General features: G+C 63.9%; 23 protein-coding genes and 2 tRNA genes. 22 read left to right on the forward strand and 3 right to left on the reverse strand.

Annotation, left to right across the window (positions count from 1 at the left end):
• The first annotated feature begins 62 nt into the window (after positions 1–62).
• Positions 63–914 carry a LysR substrate-binding domain-containing protein gene (locus AC2FNL_RS03095; protein WP_496832329.1) on the forward strand — a complete coding sequence of 284 codons (852 nt, stop codon included), beginning with the start codon at positions 63–65 and terminating at the stop codon, positions 912–914.
• On the opposite strand, the gene AC2FNL_RS03100 is transcribed toward AC2FNL_RS03095, so the two are convergent.
• Positions 905–1,807: a LysR family transcriptional regulator gene (locus AC2FNL_RS03100; RefSeq protein WP_496832331.1), complete on the reverse strand. Its 903-nt coding sequence runs from the start codon at positions 1,805–1,807 to the stop codon at positions 905–907. The genes AC2FNL_RS03095 and AC2FNL_RS03100 overlap by 10 nt on opposite strands.
• 75 nt (positions 1,808–1,882) lie before the next feature.
• Between AC2FNL_RS03100 and AC2FNL_RS03105 the strand changes: the two genes are divergently transcribed.
• From AC2FNL_RS03105 to AC2FNL_RS03125, 5 genes are all read left to right on the forward strand, one after another.
• On the forward strand, positions 1,883–5,095 hold the full coding sequence (locus AC2FNL_RS03105; RefSeq protein ID WP_496832333.1) for a reductive dehalogenase: 3,213 nt from the start codon (positions 1,883–1,885) through the stop codon (positions 5,093–5,095).
• A 126-nt stretch (positions 5,096–5,221) separates the two neighbouring features.
• On the forward strand, positions 5,222–6,088 hold the full coding sequence (locus AC2FNL_RS03110; RefSeq protein ID WP_496832335.1) for an FAD binding domain-containing protein: 867 nt from the start codon (positions 5,222–5,224) through the stop codon (positions 6,086–6,088).
• The gene (locus tag AC2FNL_RS03115; protein ID WP_496832337.1) at positions 6,085–6,564 is read left to right on the forward strand and encodes a (2Fe-2S)-binding protein; all 480 of its coding nucleotides are present in this window, start codon (positions 6,085–6,087) and stop codon (positions 6,562–6,564) included. The genes AC2FNL_RS03110 and AC2FNL_RS03115 overlap by 4 nt, the downstream gene beginning before the upstream one ends.
• Positions 6,564–8,819: a xanthine dehydrogenase family protein molybdopterin-binding subunit gene (locus AC2FNL_RS03120; protein WP_496832339.1), complete on the forward strand. Its 2,256-nt coding sequence runs from the start codon at positions 6,564–6,566 to the stop codon at positions 8,817–8,819. Before AC2FNL_RS03115 ends, AC2FNL_RS03120 begins: the two co-directional genes overlap by 1 nt.
• On the forward strand, positions 8,812–9,057 hold the full coding sequence (locus tag AC2FNL_RS03125; RefSeq protein WP_093962864.1) for a MoaD/ThiS family protein: 246 nt from the start codon (positions 8,812–8,814) through the stop codon (positions 9,055–9,057). Before AC2FNL_RS03120 ends, AC2FNL_RS03125 begins: the two co-directional genes overlap by 8 nt.
• 276 nt (positions 9,058–9,333) lie before the next feature.
• Here AC2FNL_RS03125 and AC2FNL_RS03130 read toward each other — a convergent pair.
• Positions 9,334–9,408, reverse strand: a tRNA-Thr gene (locus tag AC2FNL_RS03130).
• Between the two features lie 83 nt (positions 9,409–9,491).
• Here AC2FNL_RS03130 and AC2FNL_RS03135 point away from each other — a divergent pair.
• From AC2FNL_RS03135 to AC2FNL_RS03180, 10 genes are all read left to right on the forward strand, one after another.
• Positions 9,492–9,647 (forward strand): hypothetical protein, encoded by a 156-nt coding sequence (locus AC2FNL_RS03135; protein ID WP_170337448.1) that lies wholly within the window; start codon positions 9,492–9,494, stop codon positions 9,645–9,647.
• Positions 9,648–9,653: 6 nt separating this feature from the next.
• Positions 9,654–10,919, forward strand: coding sequence for a UDP-N-acetylglucosamine 1-carboxyvinyltransferase (gene murA / locus AC2FNL_RS03140; RefSeq protein ID WP_093962863.1), 1,266 nt, complete (start codon positions 9,654–9,656; stop codon positions 10,917–10,919).
• Positions 10,919–11,395, forward strand: a complete 477-nt coding sequence (locus AC2FNL_RS03145) for a DUF2948 family protein (protein WP_093962862.1) — start codon at positions 10,919–10,921, stop codon at positions 11,393–11,395. The genes murA and AC2FNL_RS03145 overlap by 1 nt, the downstream gene beginning before the upstream one ends.
• 1 nt (position 11,396) lies before the next feature.
• The gene (locus AC2FNL_RS03150; RefSeq protein WP_496832343.1) at positions 11,397–11,918 is read left to right on the forward strand and encodes a GNAT family N-acetyltransferase; all 522 of its coding nucleotides are present in this window, start codon (positions 11,397–11,399) and stop codon (positions 11,916–11,918) included.
• A 58-nt stretch (positions 11,919–11,976) separates the two neighbouring features.
• Complete coding sequence (gene hisD, locus AC2FNL_RS03155; RefSeq protein ID WP_496832345.1) at positions 11,977–13,278, forward strand: histidinol dehydrogenase; 1,302 nt, start codon at positions 11,977–11,979, stop codon at positions 13,276–13,278.
• Between the two features lie 128 nt (positions 13,279–13,406).
• A complete protein-coding gene (locus AC2FNL_RS03160) occupies positions 13,407–14,204 on the forward strand; it encodes a glycosyltransferase family 32 protein (RefSeq protein ID WP_496832347.1) in 798 nt (265 codons plus the stop codon).
• An 83-nt stretch (positions 14,205–14,287) separates the two neighbouring features.
• Entirely contained in the window at positions 14,288–14,767 is a 480-nt protein-coding gene (locus AC2FNL_RS03165) for a UPF0262 family protein (RefSeq protein WP_496832349.1), read from the forward strand.
• A gap of 3 nt (positions 14,768–14,770) precedes the next feature.
• On the forward strand, positions 14,771–15,229 hold the full coding sequence (locus AC2FNL_RS03170) for an arsenate-mycothiol transferase ArsC (protein ID WP_093962858.1): 459 nt from the start codon (positions 14,771–14,773) through the stop codon (positions 15,227–15,229).
• Entirely contained in the window at positions 15,226–15,624 is a 399-nt protein-coding gene (locus AC2FNL_RS03175) for a ketosteroid isomerase-related protein (RefSeq protein WP_496832351.1), read from the forward strand. The genes AC2FNL_RS03170 and AC2FNL_RS03175 overlap by 4 nt, the downstream gene beginning before the upstream one ends.
• Positions 15,617–16,210 carry a GNAT family N-acetyltransferase gene (locus AC2FNL_RS03180; RefSeq protein WP_496832353.1) on the forward strand — a complete coding sequence of 198 codons (594 nt, stop codon included), beginning with the start codon at positions 15,617–15,619 and terminating at the stop codon, positions 16,208–16,210. Before AC2FNL_RS03175 ends, AC2FNL_RS03180 begins: the two co-directional genes overlap by 8 nt.
• A gap of 55 nt (positions 16,211–16,265) precedes the next feature.
• Here the strand turns inward: AC2FNL_RS03180 and AC2FNL_RS03185 are convergent, their stop codons facing one another.
• Positions 16,266–17,441 carry a S41 family peptidase gene (locus AC2FNL_RS03185; protein WP_496832355.1) on the reverse strand — a complete coding sequence of 392 codons (1,176 nt, stop codon included), beginning with the start codon at positions 17,439–17,441 and terminating at the stop codon, positions 16,266–16,268.
• Positions 17,442–17,636: 195 nt separating this feature from the next.
• On the opposite strand from AC2FNL_RS03185, the gene AC2FNL_RS03190 reads away from it, so the two are divergent.
• From AC2FNL_RS03190 to AC2FNL_RS03215, 6 genes are all read left to right on the forward strand, one after another.
• Positions 17,637–18,512, forward strand: coding sequence for a carbon-nitrogen hydrolase family protein (locus AC2FNL_RS03190; protein ID WP_496832357.1), 876 nt, complete (start codon positions 17,637–17,639; stop codon positions 18,510–18,512).
• Between the two features lie 87 nt (positions 18,513–18,599).
• Positions 18,600–18,818 carry a translation initiation factor IF-1 gene (gene infA, locus AC2FNL_RS03195; protein WP_005978431.1) on the forward strand — a complete coding sequence of 73 codons (219 nt, stop codon included), beginning with the start codon at positions 18,600–18,602 and terminating at the stop codon, positions 18,816–18,818.
• An 11-nt stretch (positions 18,819–18,829) separates the two neighbouring features.
• A complete protein-coding gene (locus tag AC2FNL_RS03200; RefSeq protein ID WP_496832359.1) occupies positions 18,830–19,408 on the forward strand; it encodes a Maf family protein in 579 nt (192 codons plus the stop codon).
• Positions 19,405–20,427, forward strand: coding sequence for a ribonuclease E/G (locus AC2FNL_RS03205; protein WP_093962853.1), 1,023 nt, complete (start codon positions 19,405–19,407; stop codon positions 20,425–20,427). Before AC2FNL_RS03200 ends, AC2FNL_RS03205 begins: the two co-directional genes overlap by 4 nt.
• Positions 20,424–20,606 carry a DNA gyrase inhibitor YacG gene (locus AC2FNL_RS03210; RefSeq protein ID WP_093962852.1) on the forward strand — a complete coding sequence of 61 codons (183 nt, stop codon included), beginning with the start codon at positions 20,424–20,426 and terminating at the stop codon, positions 20,604–20,606. Before AC2FNL_RS03205 ends, AC2FNL_RS03210 begins: the two co-directional genes overlap by 4 nt.
• Before the next feature lie 79 nt (positions 20,607–20,685).
• Positions 20,686–20,760: transfer RNA gene (locus AC2FNL_RS03215), tRNA-Phe, on the forward strand.
• The last annotated feature ends 49 nt before the right edge of the window (positions 20,761–20,809 follow it).

Here is a 20,809-nt window from a genome sequence, read left to right on the forward strand (position 1 = left end):
CGGCCGTTTGACCAATCAGTTCTTCTGCCTTATGGCTGTAGAAAATCTATTGTATGGATGCCATGGCTGCCCTTCCCCCGCTGAACGCCCTGCGCGCCTTCGAGGCGTCGGCCCGTCACCTGAACTTCAGGCTGGCGGCGCAGGAACTGGGCGTCACCCAAGGGGCGGTTGCCCAGCAGGTCCGGGGCCTCGAGGCGCGGCTGGGCACCCCGTTGTTCGACCGACTGCCGCGCGGCCTGCGCCTGACCGAGGCCGGACGGCGATTCCACGCGCCCCTGCGTCGCGCTTTCCGACTGATCGAAGAGGCGGTCGAAGACCTGTCCGACCAGCGTCAGATCACCTTGTCGGTCACGCCCAGCTTTGCCTCGAAATGGCTGGTGCCGCGGCTGGGCGATTTCACCGCGCGCCACCCGGATGTCTCGGTGCAGGTCGATGCGCGCGAGCGGCTGGCTGATTTCCAGACGGACGGGGTGGATATCGCGGTGCGGCAGGGCCGCGCGCCGTTTGGCGACGGCCTGGTGGCCGAGCCGCTGTTCCCCACCGAATTCGTCGTCGTCGGCAGCCCCGACCTGGCCGCGCAGGTGACATCGGCGCAAGACCTGCTGGCGCATGTACTGCTGAGCGATTCTCATGGCCTTTGGCCTCTGTTTCTGGAACGCGCCGGCGTGCAGGGGCGCCCGAGAATGATGAATTTCAGCCAGACCAGTTTGGCCATCGACGCCGCCGTGGCCGGGCAGGGCTTTGCATTGGCAAATGCGCCACTGGTCGCGGCCGAACTGACGGCGGGGCGGCTGGTGCAACCGCTGGCGCAGGTGCTGCTGGACGATCTGGGGTTCCATATCGTCACCCCGCGCAAGCCGCGGCAGCCGGATCTGGTGGCGCTGATGCGCGACTGGCTGCGGGCTCAGGCCTGAAGCGTGGCGGCAATCGCCGCGATCCGCCCCCGCAGCCAGCGATGGGCGGGATCGTTGGCGAACCGCTGGTGCCAGACCATGTAGATCGAAACCGGCTGACAATCGAAGGGCAAGGGCGCGCAGTTTAGCGCCGCCAAAGGCCCTTGTTTCATCAGCGCCGTGTCGGTCGAGATCAGATCGCTGCCTTTCACGAAGGCAGGGATCGCGTTGAAATGCGGCAAGGTCACGGTGGGCGGGCGGATCTGGCTCTGATCCACGCCGCGCATCACTGCTCGCGCGTTGCGTCCATCGGGAAACCGCACCTCGACATGATCCGAGGCACAATAGTCGGCCCAGTCGGCGGGCGGATCACGCCGCTCGGCGTCGTAGAACACCATCAGGGGGCTGCTCACCAGCAGCTTCTGAAAGATGTCGGGGCCATCCGGCGGCAGCGGGGTCAGCATCAACTGGCACCGGTCGCTGCGCAGCAGTTCCGGGTCGGGCACGCCCGAGGGCATGAACCCCAGCCGCAGCCGCACCCCATCGGCCCGCGCCCTGCGCAGCAACTTCGGAAAGATCAGCTCGCGCGGCATGTCGTTGGTGGCGATCTGGACGGCGATCTCTTCGGACAGCGGGTCAAAGGGCCGCTCGTCGGTCAGGGCGCGCATCCCGTCCAGCACCTTCTGAACCGGCTCCTTCAGCGCCAGCGCCCGCTCGGTCGGGGTAAGCCCTTGACCGGAGCGCACGAACAGCGGATCGCCCAGCACATGCCGCAACTTGGCCAACGTGTGGCTGATGGCCGATTGCGTAACGCCCAGGCGGTCGGCGGCCTTCGAGACCGAGTTTTCCTCGAGGATCGTCAGGAAGGTGCGCAGGACCTTGCCGTCCAGATCCGTGAAATCGATTTTCCTCATACCGTTTATGATCCGCCATGAATGGTATTGCTGTTCATGCCGCGCTAGGGGAAGCTTGGCAACAGGAGGCACGCGATGGGGATCCGCTTTTTCTCGGACAAGAACCGACCCGTTCACATGGGTCCTTATCCGCTGGAAAGGTTGCAGCGACAGGATGCGCTGCCCGATCTGTCGGCGCTGGCGCCCATGCCGGTGCTGAGTTTCGACCGCCCCGAACAGCCCCACAGCATCGTCAACGCGATGGGCGAGTTTCAGGCGATGCTGGACACCATCCGCGATGGTTTCGTCAATCCGGCCCGAGCCGAGATGCCCCGCGATCCGGCTGAACGCGCCAATCACCTGAAGGCGTTCGGCTATTTCAACGATGCCTCGATGATGGGCTGTGGGCCTCTGCCGCCGCAGGCGCTGTTGAACCGGCCCCGGCGCAACCCCGATATCGACCGGCTGGCCCATGCGCTGCAGACCCGGCAGACGAAGACCCTGGCCTCGGGGATTGATGTGATCATGGCCGATCTGCGCGACAGCGTCGCGGCCCAACCGGGGCCGATCACCGCCCACCGTCATGCCATCGTGTTCCTGTACGAACATCACCGCGACCCCGATCCGTCCGAGCCGGGCGCTGAGTGGATCCTGGATGCGCAGGACCACCGCGCCTGCCTGCTGGCCACCGAAAACGCGGTGGTGATCGCCAATTACATCCGTCTGTTGGGGTATGACGCGCGGGCGCATTCGGTGATGTCCTCGGACGTGGACCTGCCTCGCCTTGCCGCCGCAGCCGGGTTGGTCTGGGCCGAGGATGGCACCGCCGTGGCCCCTTGGCTGGGGCATCGGTTCGGCCTGGCCGTCGTGACCACCGAGATGGAAATCGCCCATGATCGACCGCTGGCCCCGCGCGACCGGCAGCCGTGGTTCAGAACCCAAGGCCCCGCATGGTGGCTGGGCGCGGGCTTTGCCAAAAGCGCGCTGAACCACGACCCTTACGCTCGCCGCCGCTATGCCGATGGCGCGCACCCGTTCGAGACGCTCAAACGCGTGGACAGCCCGACCACCTATATCGACGAGGCGAACGTGGCCCGCGTGCCCAAACGGGCCGACATGTTCGCGCGGGCGCAGTTCGGCGATATGGGCAAGCCGCTGCAGGATGCGGCCAAGGGCGGGCACTACGTCCGAAAATCCGCGCCCAGCTTTGCGCAACGGCGCGCGCTGGGGGCCTTCGTCTTGCTGCAGGACGGCGACAGCGCCGAGGTCGCCAGACCCACCGATGCCGAGCGCAACGCGGCGAACATCAAGGCGGCCAGCTATTTCCTGGGCGTCGATGCCGTCGGCCTCAGCCGCTGCCCCGAATGGGCGTGGTATTCCCACGACGCCACCGGCACGGAAATCGTGCCGCCCCACGATCAGGCGATCAGCATGATCATCGACCAGGGCTACGAGACGATGGAGGGTGCATCCGGCGATGACTGGATCAGCGTCGCCCAGTCGATGCGCGCCTATCTGCGGTTTTCCCTGCTGGGCGGGGTGTTGGCCCGGCAGATCCGCAATCTGGGCTACAAGGCAAAAGCGCATACGGTGATGGATGGCGAGGTGCTGCAACCGCCGCTGCTGCTGCTGTCGGGGTTGGGCGAGGTCAGCCGCATTGGCGAGGTTATCCTGAACCCCTTCCTGGGACCGCGCTTGAAATCGGGTGTCGTGACGAGCGACATGCCGATGGCCCATGACAAGCCTATCGATTTCGGCCTGCAACGGTTCTGCGAGGTTTGCAACAAATGCGCGCGCGAATGCCCCTCGGGAGCGATCACCGCCGGGCCCAAGCTGATGTTCAACGGCTACGAGATCTGGAAATCCGACAGCCAGAAATGCGCCACCTACCGGATCACCACCCCCGGCGGCGCGATGTGCGGGCGCTGCATGAAGACCTGCCCGTGGAACCTGGAAGGGCTGTTCGCCGAACGCCCGTTCCGCTGGGCCGCGATGACCATCCCCGCCGCCGCGCCCGCGCTGGCACGGCTGGACGACGCGCTGGGCAATGGCGGGCTGAACGACACCAAGAAATGGTGGTGGGATCTGGAACTGCAGCCCGACGGCGCTTATCGGCCCACCGCGCACCCGCTGAACCGGCGCGGCCTGCAAAAGGACCTGGACCTGAAATACGAGGATCAGACCCTGGCCGTCTATCCCGCCCCGCTTGCGCCGCATCCCTGGCCCTATCCTTTCGCAATGGATCGCGAGGCCGGGATCGCCGCCTATCAGGCCATGGTCACGGCCGAGGAATACAAGGCCCGTCTGGCCGCGGGCGATACGTCGGTCATCCACCGCTACACGATCTCGGGCGATGCGCCGGTGATGCAGCTGGTGCTGTCGAAGGTCGAGAAGATGACGGCGGATGTCACCAAGTACGAGTTGTCCACCCCGGACGGTGCACCGTTGCCGGATTGGACGGCCGGCGCGCATCTGGATGTGCTGGTGGCGCCGGAATTCCTGCGGCAATACTCGATGTCCGGTGACCCAGCCGAACGCATGACCTATCAGATCGGGGTACTGCGCGAGGATCAGGGCCGCGGCGGTTCGGCCCTGCTGCACCGGATCTTCACGCCGGGCCGCAAGGTGTTCGTGTCAAAGCCGATCAACCATTTCGAACTGGACGAGACCGCCACCCGCACCCTGCTGATGGGCGGTGGTATTGGCATCACCCCGATGATCGCCTTCGCCCATCGCCTGCACGCGCTGGGGCGCGATTTCGACCTGCATTATTCCGTCCCCTCACGGGAAAAGGCCGGGTATCTGGCCGATCTGGCCGCCGCGCCCTGGGCGGACCGCGTGCATCTGCATGTCTCGGACGAGGGCACCCGCGCCGATCTGGACACAATCCTGGCGGGTTATAGCGACGGCTGGCATGTCTATACTTGCGGCCCGGACCGATACATGGAGGCGGTGATGCAGGCCGCCGAACGTCAGGGTTGGCCAGAGGAGGCCCGGCATCTGGAGTATTTCTCGGTACCCGAGCAGCCCGACTATGAAAACCACCCGTTCACCCTGCGGCTGGCGCGCTCGGGGCGTGACCTTGAGGTGCCCGCCGACAAGGACGCGGCGCAGGTGCTGAACGAGGCCGGCATCCATGTCGACGTGAAATGCGCCGACGGCATCTGCGGCGTGTGCAAATGCGGGCTGATCGCGGGCGAGGTCGAGCATCGCGATTTCGTCCTGTCGCGCAAGCAGCGGGAATCGGCGCTGATTCTTTGCCAGAGCCGTGCGGCCGAGCCGGGCGGGGTGGTCGAGATCGACCTCTGACCTCGGTTGGAAAGCGACATTTTCAGGTGAAAAAATAGGTCGCGCGGGCCATGGACGCCGCCGCGCGGCTGCTCTAACGTCGCCCCAAACCCAGTGAACCCTGACCAACAGGCGCGAGGTACAATCATGCAATATCACCGCCCCGCCAGCTTTGCCGAAGCTTCGGATCTGGCTGCCCATGCAACGGGCATCACGCGGTTTCTGGCCGGCGGCACCGACGTTCTGGTGCAGCTGCGGTCCGAGATCGTGACCCCCGACACCCTTATCGACATCAAGGCCATCGAAGGCGTGCGCGACATCACCCGCCACGCCGATGACGGCTGGACGCTGGGCGTGGCCGTCACCGGTGCCGAGATGAGCGAACACCCCCAGCTGGGACGCGAGTGGCCCGGAGTGGTCGAGGCGATGGACCTGATCGGCTCGACCCAGATTCAGGGCCGTGCCACGCTGACGGGCAACCTGTGCAATGGCTCACCCGCGGCCGACTCGGTTCCGGCCATGGTGGCCGCAGGCGTGACGGCGACGGTGACCGGCCCGAACGGCGGTCGGGTCGTGGCGGTCGAGGACATCCCGACCGGGCCCGGCAAGACCTCGCTGGCGCAGGGCGAGTTGATCTCGGCTCTGCATATCCCGGCGCGGGGCGCGAATGGCGGCGACGCCTATCTGCGCTTCATTCCGCGCACCGAGATGGACATCGCCGTGGTCGGCGTGGGCGTAAACCTGCGCGTCGATGGTGACACGATCACCGAGGCCCGCGTTGCGCTGGGGGCCGTGGCGCCCACCGTCCTGCTTGTCGAAGACTGCGCCCGGGCGCTGATCGGCACCACGCTGGACGATGCCGCGTTGGCGGCACTGGCCGCCGCCGCCTCGGCCGCCTGCAAACCCATCGACGACAAACGCGGCACGATCGAATTCCGCACCGAAGTGGCCGGCGTTCTGGCAAAACGCGCCGCGAAAATCGCCTATGCCCGCGCCAAGGGAGAGACCGCATGACCAAGCATCACGTCACCACCACCGTCAACGGCGACACGGTCGAATACCTGTGCGACGCGCGCGAAACCCTACTGGACTGTCTGCGCGACAATTTGAACCTGACCGGCGCCAAGGAAGGCTGCGGCACCGGCGATTGCGGGGCCTGCTCGGTCACGCTGGACGGGCGGCTGGTCTGTTCCTGTCTGGTGCTGGGGGTCGAGGCCGAGGGCAAGCAGATCGAAACCATTGAAGGCATGGCCCAGGGCGAAACCCTGCACCCGCTGCAGCGCAAGTTCATCGACCATGCCGCGCTGCAATGCGGGGTCTGCACACCGGGCGTTCTGGTCGCCGCAAAGGCGCTGCTGGAAAAGAACCCCGACCCGACCGAGGAAGAGGCCCGCTATTGGCTGGCCGGCAACCTGTGCCGCTGCACGGGTTATGACAAGATCATCCGCGCCGTTCTGGAGACGGCCGCCGAGCTGCGGGAGGCTTCGTAATGGCACTCGACGATCGCAAGTCGCACTTCACCTTCGTGGGCACCCGCCCGAACCGTCCCGACGGATTGGACAAGGTCACCGGCCGCGCCCGGTTCGGGGCCGACGTGACCGCGCCGGGCATGCTTTTCGGCGCCATCCTGCGCTCGCCCCACGCCCATGCGCGGATCGTCCGGATCGACACTTCGAAGGCCGAAGCGCATCGGGACGTGAAGGCTGTGGTTACCCGCGCCGATTTCGCCGATGTCCCGTTCAAGCCGGGGCTCGAGGGCGAGTTCTGGAACGTTCTGGAAAACGTCATGGCCGGGGAAAAGGCGCTCTATGACGGGCACGCGGTGGCGGCGGTTGCGGCCAGTTCGGCGCTGGCGGCGCGGGATGCGATCAAGCTGATCGAGGTCGAATACGAGGTGCTGCCCCATGTCACCGACGTGGACAAGGCGATGGCGCTCGACGCGCCGGTGATCCGCGAGGGCGCGGCCGACTATTCGGTGCCCAAGGGCATGCACCCCAACGTCGTGCGCTATCACGAAAGCGGGCATGGCGATGTCGAGGCGGGCTTTGCCGAGGCCGATCTGGTGATCGAGGATCACTTCGTCACCGAGGCCACGCACCAGGGCTATATCGAACCGCACGCCTGCCTTGCCTCGCTGGGCGCTGACGGCAAGGGCGAGCTGTGGTGCTGTACCCAGGGCCACTGGATCGTGCAGAAGACCTGCGCCGCGCTGTTGGGGATCGAAACCGCGCAGCTGCGCGTGACCGCATCGGAAATCGGTGGCGGGTTCGGCGGCAAGACCACCGTGTTCATCGAACCAGTGGCGCTGGCGCTGTCGCGCAAGGCCAACCGTCCGGTCAAGATCGTGATGTCCCGGTCCGAGGTTCTGCGGGCTACGGGGCCGACGGCCTCGGCCTCGATGGACGTCAAGATCGGCATGAAGAAAGACGGCACCATCACCGCCGCCCAAGGCGTGTTCCGCTTGCAAGGCGGTGCCTTTCCGGGTGCGCCGGGCGACATGACCGCGATGTGCGCCTTTGCGCCCTACAACCTGACCAATGTGCGGCAGGTGGGCTATGACGTCATGTCCAACCGCCCGAAGCAGGCCGCCTATCGCGCGCCCGGCGCGCCGATGGGGGCGTTTGCGGTAGAATCGGTCATCGACGAGCTGTGCAAGAAACTGGGTCTCGACCCGGTCGAGGTGCGCCTGAAGAACGCCGCGCGCGAGGGCACCAAGGCCAGCTATGGCCCCACCTATGACCGGATCGGCCTGGTCGAGACGCTCGAAGCCGCCAAAGCCCACCCGCATTATTCCGCGCCGCTGAAGCCGGGACAGGGGCGGGGCATCGCCTGCGGGTTCTGGTTCAACCACGGGGGCGAGACCTCGGTGTCGCTGGCCCTGTCCGAGGACGGCTCGGCGCAGCTTATGGTCGGCACGCCTGATATCGGCGGCTCGCGCGCATCGATGGCGCTGATGGCGGCCGAGGTGCTGGGCATCCCCTACGAGAACATCCGCGTGACCATCGCCGACACCGCCACGCTGGGCTACAACGACGTCAGCCACGGCTCGCGCGTGACCTATGCCAGCGGTCTGGCCACGATCAAGGCGGCGCAGCACGCGGTCGAGAAACTGTGCGAACGCGCGGCGGCCAAATGGGGCATCCCCGTGGACGCGGTGAAATGGGAAAATGGCTGCGCGGTGCCATCCGGCCCCAACGCGGGCGATTTCGACCCGCTGCCGCTGGCTGAGATCACCGCCGACATGGGGCGCACCGGCGGCCCAATCTCGGGCCATTTCGAGGCGACCCCCGAAGGCGCGGGCGTGTCCTTCGGCACCCATATCGTCGATGCCGAGGTCGATCCCGAAACCGGCAAGACCACCATCACCCGCTACACCGTCATCCAGGACGCGGGCAAGGCGATCCACCCCGCTTATGTCGAGGGCCAGTACCAAGGCGGCGCGGCGCAGGGCATCGGCTGGGCGCTGAACGAGGAGTACATCTATGGCGAGGATGGCCGGCTGCAGAATCCGGTGTTCCTCGACTACCGTATTCCGGTGGCCAGCGACCTGCCGATGATCGACACGGTGATCGTCGAAGTGCCCAATCCGGGCCATCCGTTCGGCGTGCGTGGCGTGGGTGAAACCGGCATCGTGCCACCGCTGGCGGCAATCGCCAATGCGGTCTCGAACGCCGCGGGCGTGCGGATGCGGCAACTGCCGATGTCGCCGCCACGCATTCTGGCCGCGCTCAAGGGCGATGGTTGAGGTCCATCTCTGGTCCGGTCTCCGGTCTCTGACCGGGGGCCGGGAAGTGGTCGAGATTCAGGCCGAGACAACCGGCGAGCTGCTGCGCGAACTGGTGCGCCTTCATCCGCAACTGCAGGCGCCGATCGACGCGGGCGTGTCCGTTGCCGTCAATGGCCGGATCATTGCAGCGGGTCTGTCCGAACCTATTCCCGAAGGTGCCGAAGTCTATCTGATGCAGAGGTTGCGGGGCGGGTAGCCTCGTGAAATCGGCGGGGGAGGACCGGAAGCCCCGGTCTTGAATTCAGCGCTTCGGCCTCACCCCTAGCCCTACCGAAGTACCCCCTCGTTAAAAAAACACCATCAAACGGATCGGCAGGATTGATCCGATATGTATTGCAATATTGGCATTAGTATTGCGGGAAGGTGGCAGATGTGTGTGATTTCCGGCCAAGTCTGGTTGACGTTGGGTAAGTCGTTGCTGCCAAGATAGTGAGGCGTCGTGCAACGGAATCCGGAAAAAAAAATTGGAAGATGGTGCTGCTGGAGAGAATTGAACTCTCGACCTCTCCCTTACCAAGGGAGTGCTCTACCTCTGAGCTACAGCAGCGCTGTGGGCGGGTGATTAGACTCAAACGAAACGGGGCGCAAGGGTCTCTGGACGGTTTTTTTCGCCTCCTGTAGAGAAAGATCATGGCAGAGAAAAAATCACCCAAAAAACACGGACAATCCGGATCCGCGCGCGAAGATCGGCTCAAGGCTGCCCTCAAGGCAAACCTGGCGCGGCGCAAGGCGCAGGCCAAGGCGCGCAGCGCACAGGATGACCGGCCGGGACAGCACAAGGACTAAGAGCAGATGGATTCGATTCTGGTAACGGGCAACGGGCCGCTTCACGGCCAAATTCCGATCGCGGGGGCCAAGAATGCCTGCCTGACGCTGATGCCGGCCACGTTGCTCAGCGAAGATCCGCTGACGCTGACCAACGCGCCGCGTCTGAGTGACATCAAGACCATGACCGCGCTGCTGCAGTCGCTGGGGGCCGAGGTGTCGGCCCTGCAGGACGGGCAGGTTCTGGCGATGTCCAGTCATGATCTGACCAGTCACACGGCGGATTACGAGATCGTGCGCAAGATGCGTGCCTCGAACCTCGTTCTGGGGCCGCTCTTGGCGCGTTTCGGGCAGGCCGTAGTGTCGCTGCCGGGCGGTTGTGCCATCGGGGCGCGGCCGATGGACCTGCATGTCGAGGGGCTGGAAGCCCTGGGTGCCGAAATCGAGTTGAAGGACGGCTACCTGCACGCCAAGGCGCCAGGTGGATTGAAGGGGGCGGTGCATGAAATGCGCTTTGCCTCGGTGGGTGCCACCGAGAACATCGTCATGGCCGCGACGCTGGCCAAGGGCACCACGGTTCTGAAAAACGCCGCACGTGAGCCCGAGATCGTGGATCTGGTTCAATGCCTGCGCAGCATGGGCGCGCAGATTGAGGGCGAGGGCACCTCGACCATCGAGATCCAGGGTGTCGACCGCCTGCATGGGGCCACGCACCAGGTGGTCACCGACCGGATCGAGCTCGGCACCTACATGCTGGCCCCTGCCATTTGCGGCGGCGAGGTCGAACTGCTGGGCGGCCGCCTGTCGCTGGTCGAATCCTTCGTCGAGAAGCTGACGGCCGCAGGGGTGGACGTTGCCGAGACGAAACAGGGCCTGAAGGTCTCTCGCAAGAATGGCCGGGTGCGCGCCGTGGGCGTGGTGACCGAGCCGTTCCCCGGCTTTCCCACTGACCTGCAGGCGCAGATGATGGCGCTGATGTGCACGGCCGAGGGAACCTCGGTGTTGGAGGAGCGGATTTTCGAGAACCGCTTCATGCATGCCCCCGAACTGGTGCGCATGGGCGCGCAGATCGAGGTGCATGGCGGCACCGCGACGGTGACGGGGGTCGAGCGTCTTAAGGGGGCGCCGGTGATGGCCACCGATCTGCGGGCCTCGGTCTCGCTGATCCTGGCCGGGTTGGCGGCCGAGGGCGAAACAACCGTCAGCCGGGTCTATCATCTGGACCGCGGATATGAGCATGTGGTCCGCAAGCTGGAAGGCGTGGGCGCGAAAATCGAACGGATCAAGGGCTGATGGCAGACGCAACATTCGAAGACGGGCGCGAGGCGCCGCTGAACCTTGGCGCATTGGATGCCGAGGACCTCAAGGTGATCGCAACGCTGACGCAGGACGCGGTTTTTCCGGTCAGCGAGATGATCTGGCAACCAACCCGCCGCCGCTTTGCCTTGCTGCTCAACCGGTTCCGCTGGGAGGACAAGGAAGCGGCCGAGCGCCGTGGCCGGGATTTCGAACGCGTGCAGTCGCTGCTGGTATTCGACTCGGTCCTGTCGGTGTCCAGCCAGGGGGTTGATCGATCCGACAAGGACCTGATCCTCTCGGTTCTTGATATCGAGCTCCACCCTTCGGATGATGGCACGGGCGAGGTGCTGCTTGTGCTGGCCGGGGATGGCGCGATCCGACTGACGGTGGAAGCGGTTGAGGCAACGCTCAAGGATGTGACCCGCCCCTATCGTGCGCCTTCGGGCAAGGCCCCTCGGCACCCGGGCTGATATGCAGAACAAGCGTGGCATTTCGCAGGCGCTGTCTCCGGGGCGGGCCGGCGTGTCGCTGCGCCGGGCCACCGTGTTCGACGTGTTCGGCCTGAGCCGGGTTCTGGTCCGCTCCATCACCCGGCTTTGTGAGGCCGACCACGGAAATCAACCAGACAAGATCGCAGCGTGGACTGCCAACAAGGACCCGCAGTCCGTTCGCAACTGGATCGCGTCGGGCGCTCAGATATGGCTGGCCGAGCGGAGCGGGCATGTGGTCGCCGTCGGCGGGCTGCGCGCACCGGCCGAGATTTCGCTGCTTTACGTCGATCCGGGCCACGCGGGGCAGCGGGTCGGTGCGGCGTTGCTGTCCCGGCTCGAGGCCGAACTGGCCCTGTCCGGGGCCACCACGGGTCATTTGATGTCCACCCGGACCGCGCTGGGCTTCTATCGCCGGAACGGCTGGGTCGCGGCGGGAGATCCCGCGGACTGGAACGGCATTCCCCAATTTCCCCTGAACAAATCGTTGCACCCCTCGGGCTGAGGGTTGAGGCCCGCCCCGGTGGGCGATAAGACCCGTTCAAACGCCCCGGAGTACGCAAATGCCCGTTTTCCTCGACACGACATCCGCCGATTTCGAAACCGGATTCCTGGCCCTTCTGTCCGCCAAACGCGAAGACAGCCCCGATGTCGACGCCGTCGTGGCGCAGATCATCGCAGACGTGCGGTCGCGTGGCGATGCTGCGGTGATCGAATTGACCGCAAAATTCGACCGGTTGCAGCTGACGCCGGACACGTTGGCCTTCAGCGCCGACGAGGTGACGCAGGCCATCGCGACCGTCAGCGACGATGACCGCGCGGCGTTGGAACTGGCCGCCGCGCGCATCCACGCCTATCACGAACGGCAGATGCCGCAGGATCAGGAATGGACCGACGAGTCGGGCGCCACGCTGGGCTGGCGCTGGTCGGCGGTTTCTGCCGCGGGGCTTTACGTTCCCGGCGGGCTGGCCTCCTACCCGTCCTCGGTGTTGATGAATGCCATTCCGGCCAAGGTGGCCGGGGTCGAACGGCTGGCCATCGTGGTGCCTACACCCCACGGACAGGTCAACCCGCTGGTCCTGCTAGCCGCGCGTCTGTCGGGGGTCGACGAAATCTATCGCATTGGCGGCGCGCAGGCGATTGCCGCTCTGGCCTATGGCACCGACACGATCGCGCCGGTGGACAAGATCACCGGACCGGGCAACGCCTTTGTCGCGGCGGCCAAACGGCGGGTGTTCGGCAAGGTGGGCATCGACATGATCGCCGGCCCCTCCGAAATTCTGGTGATCGCGGACAAGGACAACGACCCCGACTGGATCGCGCTGGATCTGCTCAGCCAAGCCGAGCACGACGAAAGCGCCCAGTCGATCCTGATCACCGACGACGCCGGTTTCGGCCGCGCGGTGGCCGAGGCGGTGGAAAAACGGCTGGAGACGCTCGAACGACGCGCGATCGCCGGGGCGAGCTGGCGCGACTATGGTGCGGTTATAACCGTGCGCGACCTGGACGAAGCCGCCGCGCTGTCGAACCGCATCGCACCCGAACACCTTGAACTGTGCGTGGCCGATCCGGTGGCGCTCAGCCAAAAGACGATCCATGCCGGCGCCATTTTCCTGGGCCAGTACACGCCCGAGGCCATCGGCGACTATGTCGGTGGCCCGAACCACGTGCTGCCCACCGCACGCTCGGCCCGGTTTTCGTCGGGGCTCAGCGTGATGGATTTCCTCAAACGCACCACGCTCAGCCACATGACGCCCGAGGCCCTGCGCGCCATCGGCCCGGCGGCCGAGCAATTGGCCCGGTCGGAAAGCCTGGAGGCGCACGGGCTATCCGTGGGCGCGCGGCTCAAGCGGCTGAACGGTTGACCTTGGCATCATGGCGGCGGGGTCACATCCGGCTTGCGACTGCCGCGGCGCGTGCAAAACCACTTGCGGTGGTCGTCCGACCCGTGCGTTTTAACCGGTGACGTCTTAGGACAAACCCGGAGCCGAATTTGGAACGTGTCGCAACCCTCTGGATCGGAGAGCGCTTCAGCTTTCTGGAGCATCTGTGCCTGAAATCCTTTGCGGACTTGGACCAAAAGCCGATCGTCTACCACTATGGCGATCTGCAGGACATTCCGGGCTATGTTGAGGCCCGCGATGCGCGAGAGGTATTCGACGCGTCCGAAATCTATCGCGATCCGATCACGCGGTCGGTCGCAGTACATGCGGACCTGTTCCGCTTGAAACTGCTGCAGCAGACCGATCAGATATGGGTGGATGCGGATGCCTATGCCCTGCGGCCGTTTCAAACTGAACAAGGGTACCTGTTTCCGCTCGGAAACCGGAAGACCCGGCGCATGATGAATGGAGTGCTGGCCTTTCCCAGCGACAGCCCCGCCTTGGCCGAAATGTGCGACTTTGCATTTAACAGTGATCTGGTTCCACCCTGGTGGCCCGAAGAGCAGCAGCGCGCCTATCTGAAAATCTACGGCAGATCGACCTATTGGAGCCTGCCACTGTTCAGTCTGGGCCCGCCGATGTTGTATCATTTCGTCTACAAAGGGACGGAACGGCAAATGGCCGTCGAGCGCACCGAAGTCTACGCCATACCGCCGCGACATCGTGCGATTTGGAACGACCCTGACCTTTCAAAGCTGGATTTCTTGAACTGGCGTGACAAAACCTCGATCCATTTCTACGGCTCGTGGTTTCGCAGGATCTTCAAAGATCGCGATATCAATCCCGGTTCGCTTGTTGACACCTTGCTGCGAAAGCACGGGATCGACCCCAACGAGCACCCTATCTGACCTTGCGTCCAGCCCGTTTCCCGCGTTGTCCCGCGGGCATAGGTGCGCTAGGTCTGGCCTGACCTGAACGGAAGTCGATGACAATGACCCGCATTTCGCATATCGAACTGGACGATCGAAACCTGCCGCCGCCCACGCCCGAGATCGAACAGGAGCGCAAGGTTGCGATCTATGACCTGCTCGAGGAAAACTCGTTTGCCCTGCCCAACCGCGACGACCGGCTGGTGCCCGACGGCCCCTATCACGTGCAGTTGTCGATCCGCGACAAGCGGCTGGTGTTCGACGTCACCACCGAAGACAGCCAGAAAGCGGCCGAGTTCCACCTGTCATTGGGCCCGTTCCGGCAGGTGGTCAAGGACTACTTCCAGATCTGCAAAAGCTATTTCGATGCAGTCAAGACCCTGCCGCCCAGCCAGATCGAAACCATCGATATGGCCCGGCGTGGCATCCACAACGAGGGCAGCCGAGTCCTGCAGGAACGGCTCGAGGGCAAGGCCGAGATCGACACCGACACCGCCCGCCGCCTGTTCACGCTGATCTGCGTGTTGCATTTCGGAGGCTGACGGGTGAAGCCTCTGCCGCATTCGGTCCTGTTCTGCTGCGACCACAACGCGGTGCGCTCGCCCATGGCCGAAGGCATCATGAAGAAATTCTACGGCACGGGCACGTATGTGCAGTCGGCCGGGGTGCACAACGACCTGGAAATCGACGGGTTCAGCATCGCCGTCTGCCAGGAGATCGACGTGGAGCTGTCGCGCCACCGGTCGCGGTCGTTCGACGAGATGCAGGAATGGGGAGATGACCTGGGGTCATTCGACCTGATTGTGGCCCTGTCGCCTGCCAGCCAGCGCAAGGCGCTGGAGCTGACGCGGGTTTTTCACCTCGATGTCGATTATTGGCCAATAATGGACCCTACCGGGCTGGGCGAGACGCGCGAGGAAAAGCTACACCACTACCGTCAGACCCGCGATCAGATCATCAAACACCTGAAGGATCGCTGGGGGAAACCTACGGAGATCGCATGACCCAGACCGTCCAAGCCTATTTCGATGCCTTCAACGCCGGGGATGTGGCCGGCATGCTGGCCTGCCTGTCCGACGACGTGGCCCATCACGTGAACGAAGGCCAGATCCGCGTCGGCAAAGAGAAATTCGCCGAATTCTGCGCGCATATGAACTGCTGCTATCGCGAGACCTTGACCGACATGGTGATCTTCGAGGCCGAGGGCGGCACCCGCGCCGCCGCCGAATACATCGTCAACGGCACCTATCTGGAAACCGATGCCGGCCTGCCCGCGGCTTCGGGTCAAACCTATCGCCTGCCCGCCGGGTCGTTCTTTGATCTGAAGGATGGCAAGATCACCCGCGTGACCACCTATTACAATCTGGCTGACTGGGTAAAGCAGGTCTCGAATGGCTGAGATCACGCAGGTCCGCGCGCTGACGGGGCCGGCGCTCGAGGCGGCGCTGGACGACGTGGCGCGCCTGCGCATCGCAGTGTTCCGCGACTGGCCCTATCTCTATGACGGCGATCTGGATTACGAACGCGGATACCTGCAATCCTATCGCGACAGCGACCGGGCGATCGTGGTCGGCGCCTTTGACGGAGAGCGGCTGGTAGGGGCCGCGACCGGCGCGCCGCTGGCCGACCATGCCGAGGATTTCGCAGCCGCTTTCGACGGCACCCAGCTGGAGTTGTCGCAGATCTTCTACTGTGCCGAATCCGTGCTGCTGCCCGACTATCGGGGGCAGGGCGTTGGACATGCGTTCTTTGACCTGCGCGAAGACCATGCACGTGCCTTGGGCTTTGCCAAATGCGCCTTCTGCGGGGTGCAGCGTCCGGCGGACCACCCGATGCGGCCAGCCGGCTACCGGCCGCTCGACCCCTTCTGGCGCGCGCGGGGCTATGCGCCCTTGCCCGGCGTAATCGCCCAGTTCTCGTGGAAGGATCTGGGTGAGGACTCGGAAACCCTCAAACCGTTGCAGTTCTGGATCAGGGATTTGTGAACCCGCCCTATCGCGTTGTTTGTGCCCGCGGGCGCGCGAACCGATAGCCGTTCGTCTAGCCGCGAAAATCTTCGAGGATCCGTCGATAGAACGCGTCTCGTGCTCCAGCACCCAAGGGTCCTGCGACGCATTCCCGATCCAGGTTCAATTCCCCCGCGGGCACGATTTGCCGTGCGATTTCGCGCGGTGTCGTTTCGTCAGACGTTCCCGTCTTCCAATCGTGAAATGCGGAGGAGTATCGAACGACCGCTCCGCTCGCTGGCAAGTCAAGCAACCCACCCTCGGCAAAGAACGTCAGTCCGTCTCCCACTTCTTCCCCGATGAGTGTGAGCCGGCCACCCAAGCGATGCTTGAGGATGGCGACAAACACGATCGCGGCGGAAAACGTGAATTTATCGACAAGTACGACGACCCGCTGACTTGCGCTTTGCGCGAGTGCGTCGATCAAAGGCATCGTCAGAAGAAAATCACCGCCGGTGTTTCCGCGAACGTCAATCAAAAGCGTTTTGTCAGAGCAAGTGCGCACGCGATCCGCTGCCTCGGATATGGCTTTGCGCAGCGCATCTTTGCCCGGGTCAAAGAAGCTCAGCAATTGTATTGAAAGTCCATATGCCTGCCAATCCTCAATCTCCACAAGGCTCTCGGGCTCCCATGCTGGATCGGCTTTGCCGTGCTCGTTTCTCGGGTAGAGCGTCGACGCAGGAACGGTGTTTCCATTTGCTACTTTCAGGTTGGTTGTCTGCCCGTTCTCGTCCTGCACATGATACTCGGTCATACCGTCGTTGGACGAAAATCCCAGCCGTTCCAACGCCTGCGGCCAAGCCAGAATAATCGGACCGATGACCCGCTTCCTTTGGCGCGTTCCCGCCAGAAATTTGTCCGCCGCGGCCTCGATTTCGCATACAGCAGCGTCATTGACTGCCAGCAGCTTGCCTTGTGGAGCGATCACCCCCGATGCCGACCCAAGGACTTGGACGGAACGCCCCACGCTCACGAACCGCAGAGGCAACACCGAGATTGCATCATTCGGGATCAGCCTTGTGTGCCCGTTGCTGGGAAGTGCCAGAAGGCGCATCGCGGACAGGAGAAATGCTTCGACCGAGCTCTCAAGTGCGTATCGCCGAATGTCACTGACACAGCTGTCTATCGCCGCCCTTTCGATCCGCTGAAAGCTGGGATCGTTTGGCAGGACAGTCTCCAGAATGAGCTCCAGGTCATCGATCAACGACATGGGTCACAGTGCGCATGGCCGATCGGCAATGTCCAGATTGGGTGTGGGTCCGGCGCTCTACCGGCCCGGAACCTTGTTTTGAAAGGCTATGCATCGAACCAAAAGTTTCTGTTGCAGCGAGCAACCCGATTGGCCTGTACACCGGGCAACAACGGCTATTTACTTCTTCGCAAGAACAGCATTGGAACCCGCATCATGAAAATCGCCACCGCCGCCTACAATCTCGACTGGCTCGACAGCTGGGCGCATTACGAAGACAAGCTGGACGCTTGGGTTTCGCAGGCCGCGGGGCAGGGGGCCGAACTGCTGGTGTTTCCCGAGTACGGCGCGATGGAGCTTTCGACGCTGGCCGGGGCCGAGGTTGCGGGGGATCTCGAGCGCTCGATCCAGGCGGTATCCGAGCGGATAGAAGATGTACAGATCCTGCATCGGCGCCTCTCGGCCGAATACAATTTGTACATTCTGGGCGCATCCGCCCCGGTTCAGGCCGGCTCAGGCCGCCCGGTGAACCGGGCCGAATTCTACGCCCCTTCGGGCGCGCAGGATCATCAGGACAAGCAGATCATGACCCGGTTCGAGCGCGAAGACTGGGACATCGAGCCGGGAGGACCGTTGAAGATCTTCGAGACGGCGCTGGGCCGGATCGGCGTTCTGATCTGCTATGACAGCGAGTTTCCCCTGCTGGGCCGCGCCCTGTCACAGGCCGACGTGATCCTTGTGCCGTCCTGCACCGAGGCCCTGTCGGGCTATTGGCGTGTCCGTATCGGAGCGATGGCGCGGGCGCTGGAGAATCAATGTGTTGCGGTCATGGCGTCGCTGGTGGGCAACAATGACTGGTCTCAGTCCGTAGACACCAACACTGGGACCGGAGGCGTTTTCGGCCCGCCGGACAAGGGCTTTCCACAAACCGGCGTGCTGTCGGAAGGCGTGCTCAACCAGCCCGGCTGGACCTACGCAGACGTCGACCTGTCGGCGATCGCCGAGGTCCGGGCGGATGGCCATGTCCTGAACCGATCTCACTGGACCGAGCAGACGCCCCGAGTCGAATCGGTCACAATGTCGCGCCTTTAAGTGATTCCACCCTTGAAATAAGGCCGAAATAGGCTCATTTAAGCGCCACCTGTGGATTCTGCAGGGCAACGCAAAGATGGAGACAACATGGCCAAGGAAGATACGCTCGAATTTCCCGGTGTCGTGAAGGAACTCCTGCCTAATGCGACGTTTCGGGTCGAGCTGGAAAACGGCCATGAGATCATCGCACATACGGCAGGCAAGATGCGCAAAAACCGCATCCGTGTTCTGGCCGGCGACAAGGTTCAGGTCGAGATGACCCCCTATGATCTGACCAAGGGTCGGATCAACTACCGCTTCAAGTAACGCCTGCCGCAATGGCGTTCATTCTAGGATCGGGCAGCCCCAGACGGCTGGACCTGCTGGCTCAGCTTGGCGTGCAGCCCGATGCCATCTCGGCCCCCGACATCGACGAAGACCCCGAAAGGGGCGAGCTTCCGCTGCCGTATTGCGCGCGCATTGCCCGTGAAAAGGTGCATGCCGTGACTGCGGCGCCCGATGATATCGTCCTGTGCGCCGACACGACGGTTGCGCTGGGTCGACGCATATTGGGCAAGCCCGAGGATGCGGGACAGGCAGCCGAATTTCTGCACGCCCTGTCGGGCCGTCGCCACCGTGTGATCACCTCTGTCGCGGTGCGTCGCGGCGATCGGGTGCTGCAGCGTGATGTGGTCAGCCAGGTCAAGGTCAAGCGTCTTTCGGACGTGGAAATCAACGCCTATCTCGCCACCGGCGATTGGCAGGGCAAAGCCGGTGCCTATGCCATCCAAGGGCCCGCGGGCGCCTTCATTCCGTGGATCTCTGGCTCGTTCACCGGTATCGTCGGGCTGCCTTTGTCCGAAACCGCAGGACTGTTGCAAGGCATCGGTTACCCCTTGTATTGCGAGGCACTATGAAAGGTCGAACGATCATTCTGGATCACATTCAAGGCCGCGAAGCCGCGGCCCTGATGGTGGATGGTAAACTGGATGATTTCCTGATCGCCGCCGATGCGCCTGCCCCTGGTACGATCTACCGTGCCCGGGCCGAGCGGGCGATCAAAGGGCAGGGCGGGATGTTCCTGACAACGCCGGATGGTCCGGCTTTCCTTCGGCAGGTCAAGGGACTGGCGCCGGGTGAGATGCTGTTGGTGCAGGTCACGGGCTATGCCGAACCGGGCAAAGCCCTGCCGGTGACGAACCGCATTCTGTTCAAGAGCCGCTATGCCATCGTCACGCCGGATGCGCCCGGGCTGAACATCTCCCGCTCGATCCGCGATGATGAGGAGCGCGACCGGCTGCTGGTGATCGCGCATGAGCAGATGGACGGCAGCCCCTTCGGTCTGATCCTGCGCTCCGGTTGCCAGGGCGCGGATGCCGATGAGATCGCCGAAGACATCGCCGCCATGCGAGCGCTGGCCGAGCAGGTCGTGAACGACACCGGAAACGCGCCGGAAACGCTGTCCGAGGGCGACGGACCGCATGTCCTCGCTTGGCGCGAATGGGTGGAGCCGGCCGAGGTCTCGACCCAGGCGGGCGGTTTCGCGGACTATGGCGTGCTCGAGGCGCTGGACGCCGCACGTGGCGCATCCCATCCTTTGGCGGGTGGGGCGCATATGTATGTCGAACTAACCCGGGCTTTGGTGGCCGTGGATGTGAACACCGGTTCGGATGGATCGCTGGCTGCGGGGACAAAGGCCAATTTCGCCTGCGCCAAGGAACTGCCGCGCGCCCTGCGCGTGCGCGGGCTGGGCGGGCAGATCACGCTGGACCTTGCGCCAATGCCCAAAAAGGACCGGCGCGGGTTCGAATCCGCACTCCGCGCTGCCTTCAGGGCTGACAGCGAAGAAACGATCCTTGCCGGCTGGACGCCGCTGGGCCACTACGAGTTGCAGCGAAAACGCGGCCGCATCCCTTTGTCGGAGGTCCTGAAATGAGCTGTCCAATCTGCGGAGAAGATTCGGTCAAACAGTTTCGTCCGTTTTGTTCGAAACGCTGCGCCGATATCGATCTGGCCAAGTGGCTGAACGGCTCCTATTCGGTTCCGTCGCAGCGCGAGGATGACCTTGATGATGAGATCCAGGATGACGTTGAAGTCAAGGATCGCCCGCACTGAAAAAATCTGAAAAAGCCTCTGGACACCGCGTTTGGCAAGTCATAGAAGGCCTGCACCCAACGGCAAACGCCGTTCCCGTGCCCGGGTAGCTCAGGGGTAGAGCAGTGGATTGAAAATCCTCGTGTCGGTGGTTCGATTCCGCCCCCGGGCACCATAGCATCCGCCAAGCCATTGAAAAGCTTCAGCTTTATCTCAGGATGGAG

It is taken from the genome of Ruegeria sp. CRTD044 (genome assembly GCF_059613485.1).

What these genes read in the sequence shown, in the direction of transcription:
- AC2FNL_RS03095 (WP_496832329.1), top strand. Translation starts at nt 63, where the DNA reads ATGGCTGCCCTTCCCCCGCTGAACGCCCTGCGCGCCTTCGAGGCGTCG.
- AC2FNL_RS03100 (WP_496832331.1), bottom strand. Translation starts at nt 1,807, where the DNA reads ATGAGGAAAATCGATTTCACGGATCTGGACGGCAAGGTCCTGCGCACC.
- AC2FNL_RS03105 (WP_496832333.1), top strand. Translation starts at nt 1,883, where the DNA reads ATGGGGATCCGCTTTTTCTCGGACAAGAACCGACCCGTTCACATGGGT.
- AC2FNL_RS03110 (WP_496832335.1), top strand. Translation starts at nt 5,222, where the DNA reads ATGCAATATCACCGCCCCGCCAGCTTTGCCGAAGCTTCGGATCTGGCT.
- AC2FNL_RS03115 (WP_496832337.1), top strand. Translation starts at nt 6,085, where the DNA reads ATGACCAAGCATCACGTCACCACCACCGTCAACGGCGACACGGTCGAA.
- AC2FNL_RS03120 (WP_496832339.1), top strand. Translation starts at nt 6,564, where the DNA reads ATGGCACTCGACGATCGCAAGTCGCACTTCACCTTCGTGGGCACCCGC.
- AC2FNL_RS03125 (WP_093962864.1), top strand. Translation starts at nt 8,812, where the DNA reads ATGGTTGAGGTCCATCTCTGGTCCGGTCTCCGGTCTCTGACCGGGGGC.
- AC2FNL_RS03135 (WP_170337448.1), top strand. Translation starts at nt 9,492, where the DNA reads ATGGCAGAGAAAAAATCACCCAAAAAACACGGACAATCCGGATCCGCG.
- murA (WP_093962863.1), top strand. Translation starts at nt 9,654, where the DNA reads ATGGATTCGATTCTGGTAACGGGCAACGGGCCGCTTCACGGCCAAATT.
- AC2FNL_RS03145 (WP_093962862.1), top strand. Translation starts at nt 10,919, where the DNA reads ATGGCAGACGCAACATTCGAAGACGGGCGCGAGGCGCCGCTGAACCTT.
- AC2FNL_RS03150 (WP_496832343.1), top strand. Translation starts at nt 11,397, where the DNA reads ATGCAGAACAAGCGTGGCATTTCGCAGGCGCTGTCTCCGGGGCGGGCC.
- hisD (WP_496832345.1), top strand. Translation starts at nt 11,977, where the DNA reads ATGCCCGTTTTCCTCGACACGACATCCGCCGATTTCGAAACCGGATTC.
- AC2FNL_RS03165 (WP_496832349.1), top strand. Translation starts at nt 14,288, where the DNA reads ATGACCCGCATTTCGCATATCGAACTGGACGATCGAAACCTGCCGCCG.
- AC2FNL_RS03175 (WP_496832351.1), top strand. Translation starts at nt 15,226, where the DNA reads ATGACCCAGACCGTCCAAGCCTATTTCGATGCCTTCAACGCCGGGGAT.
- AC2FNL_RS03180 (WP_496832353.1), top strand. Translation starts at nt 15,617, where the DNA reads ATGGCTGAGATCACGCAGGTCCGCGCGCTGACGGGGCCGGCGCTCGAG.
- AC2FNL_RS03185 (WP_496832355.1), bottom strand. Translation starts at nt 17,441, where the DNA reads ATGTCGTTGATCGATGACCTGGAGCTCATTCTGGAGACTGTCCTGCCA.
- AC2FNL_RS03190 (WP_496832357.1), top strand. Translation starts at nt 17,637, where the DNA reads ATGAAAATCGCCACCGCCGCCTACAATCTCGACTGGCTCGACAGCTGG.
- infA (WP_005978431.1), top strand. Translation starts at nt 18,600, where the DNA reads ATGGCCAAGGAAGATACGCTCGAATTTCCCGGTGTCGTGAAGGAACTC.
- AC2FNL_RS03200 (WP_496832359.1), top strand. Translation starts at nt 18,830, where the DNA reads ATGGCGTTCATTCTAGGATCGGGCAGCCCCAGACGGCTGGACCTGCTG.
- AC2FNL_RS03205 (WP_093962853.1), top strand. Translation starts at nt 19,405, where the DNA reads ATGAAAGGTCGAACGATCATTCTGGATCACATTCAAGGCCGCGAAGCC.
- AC2FNL_RS03210 (WP_093962852.1), top strand. Translation starts at nt 20,424, where the DNA reads ATGAGCTGTCCAATCTGCGGAGAAGATTCGGTCAAACAGTTTCGTCCG.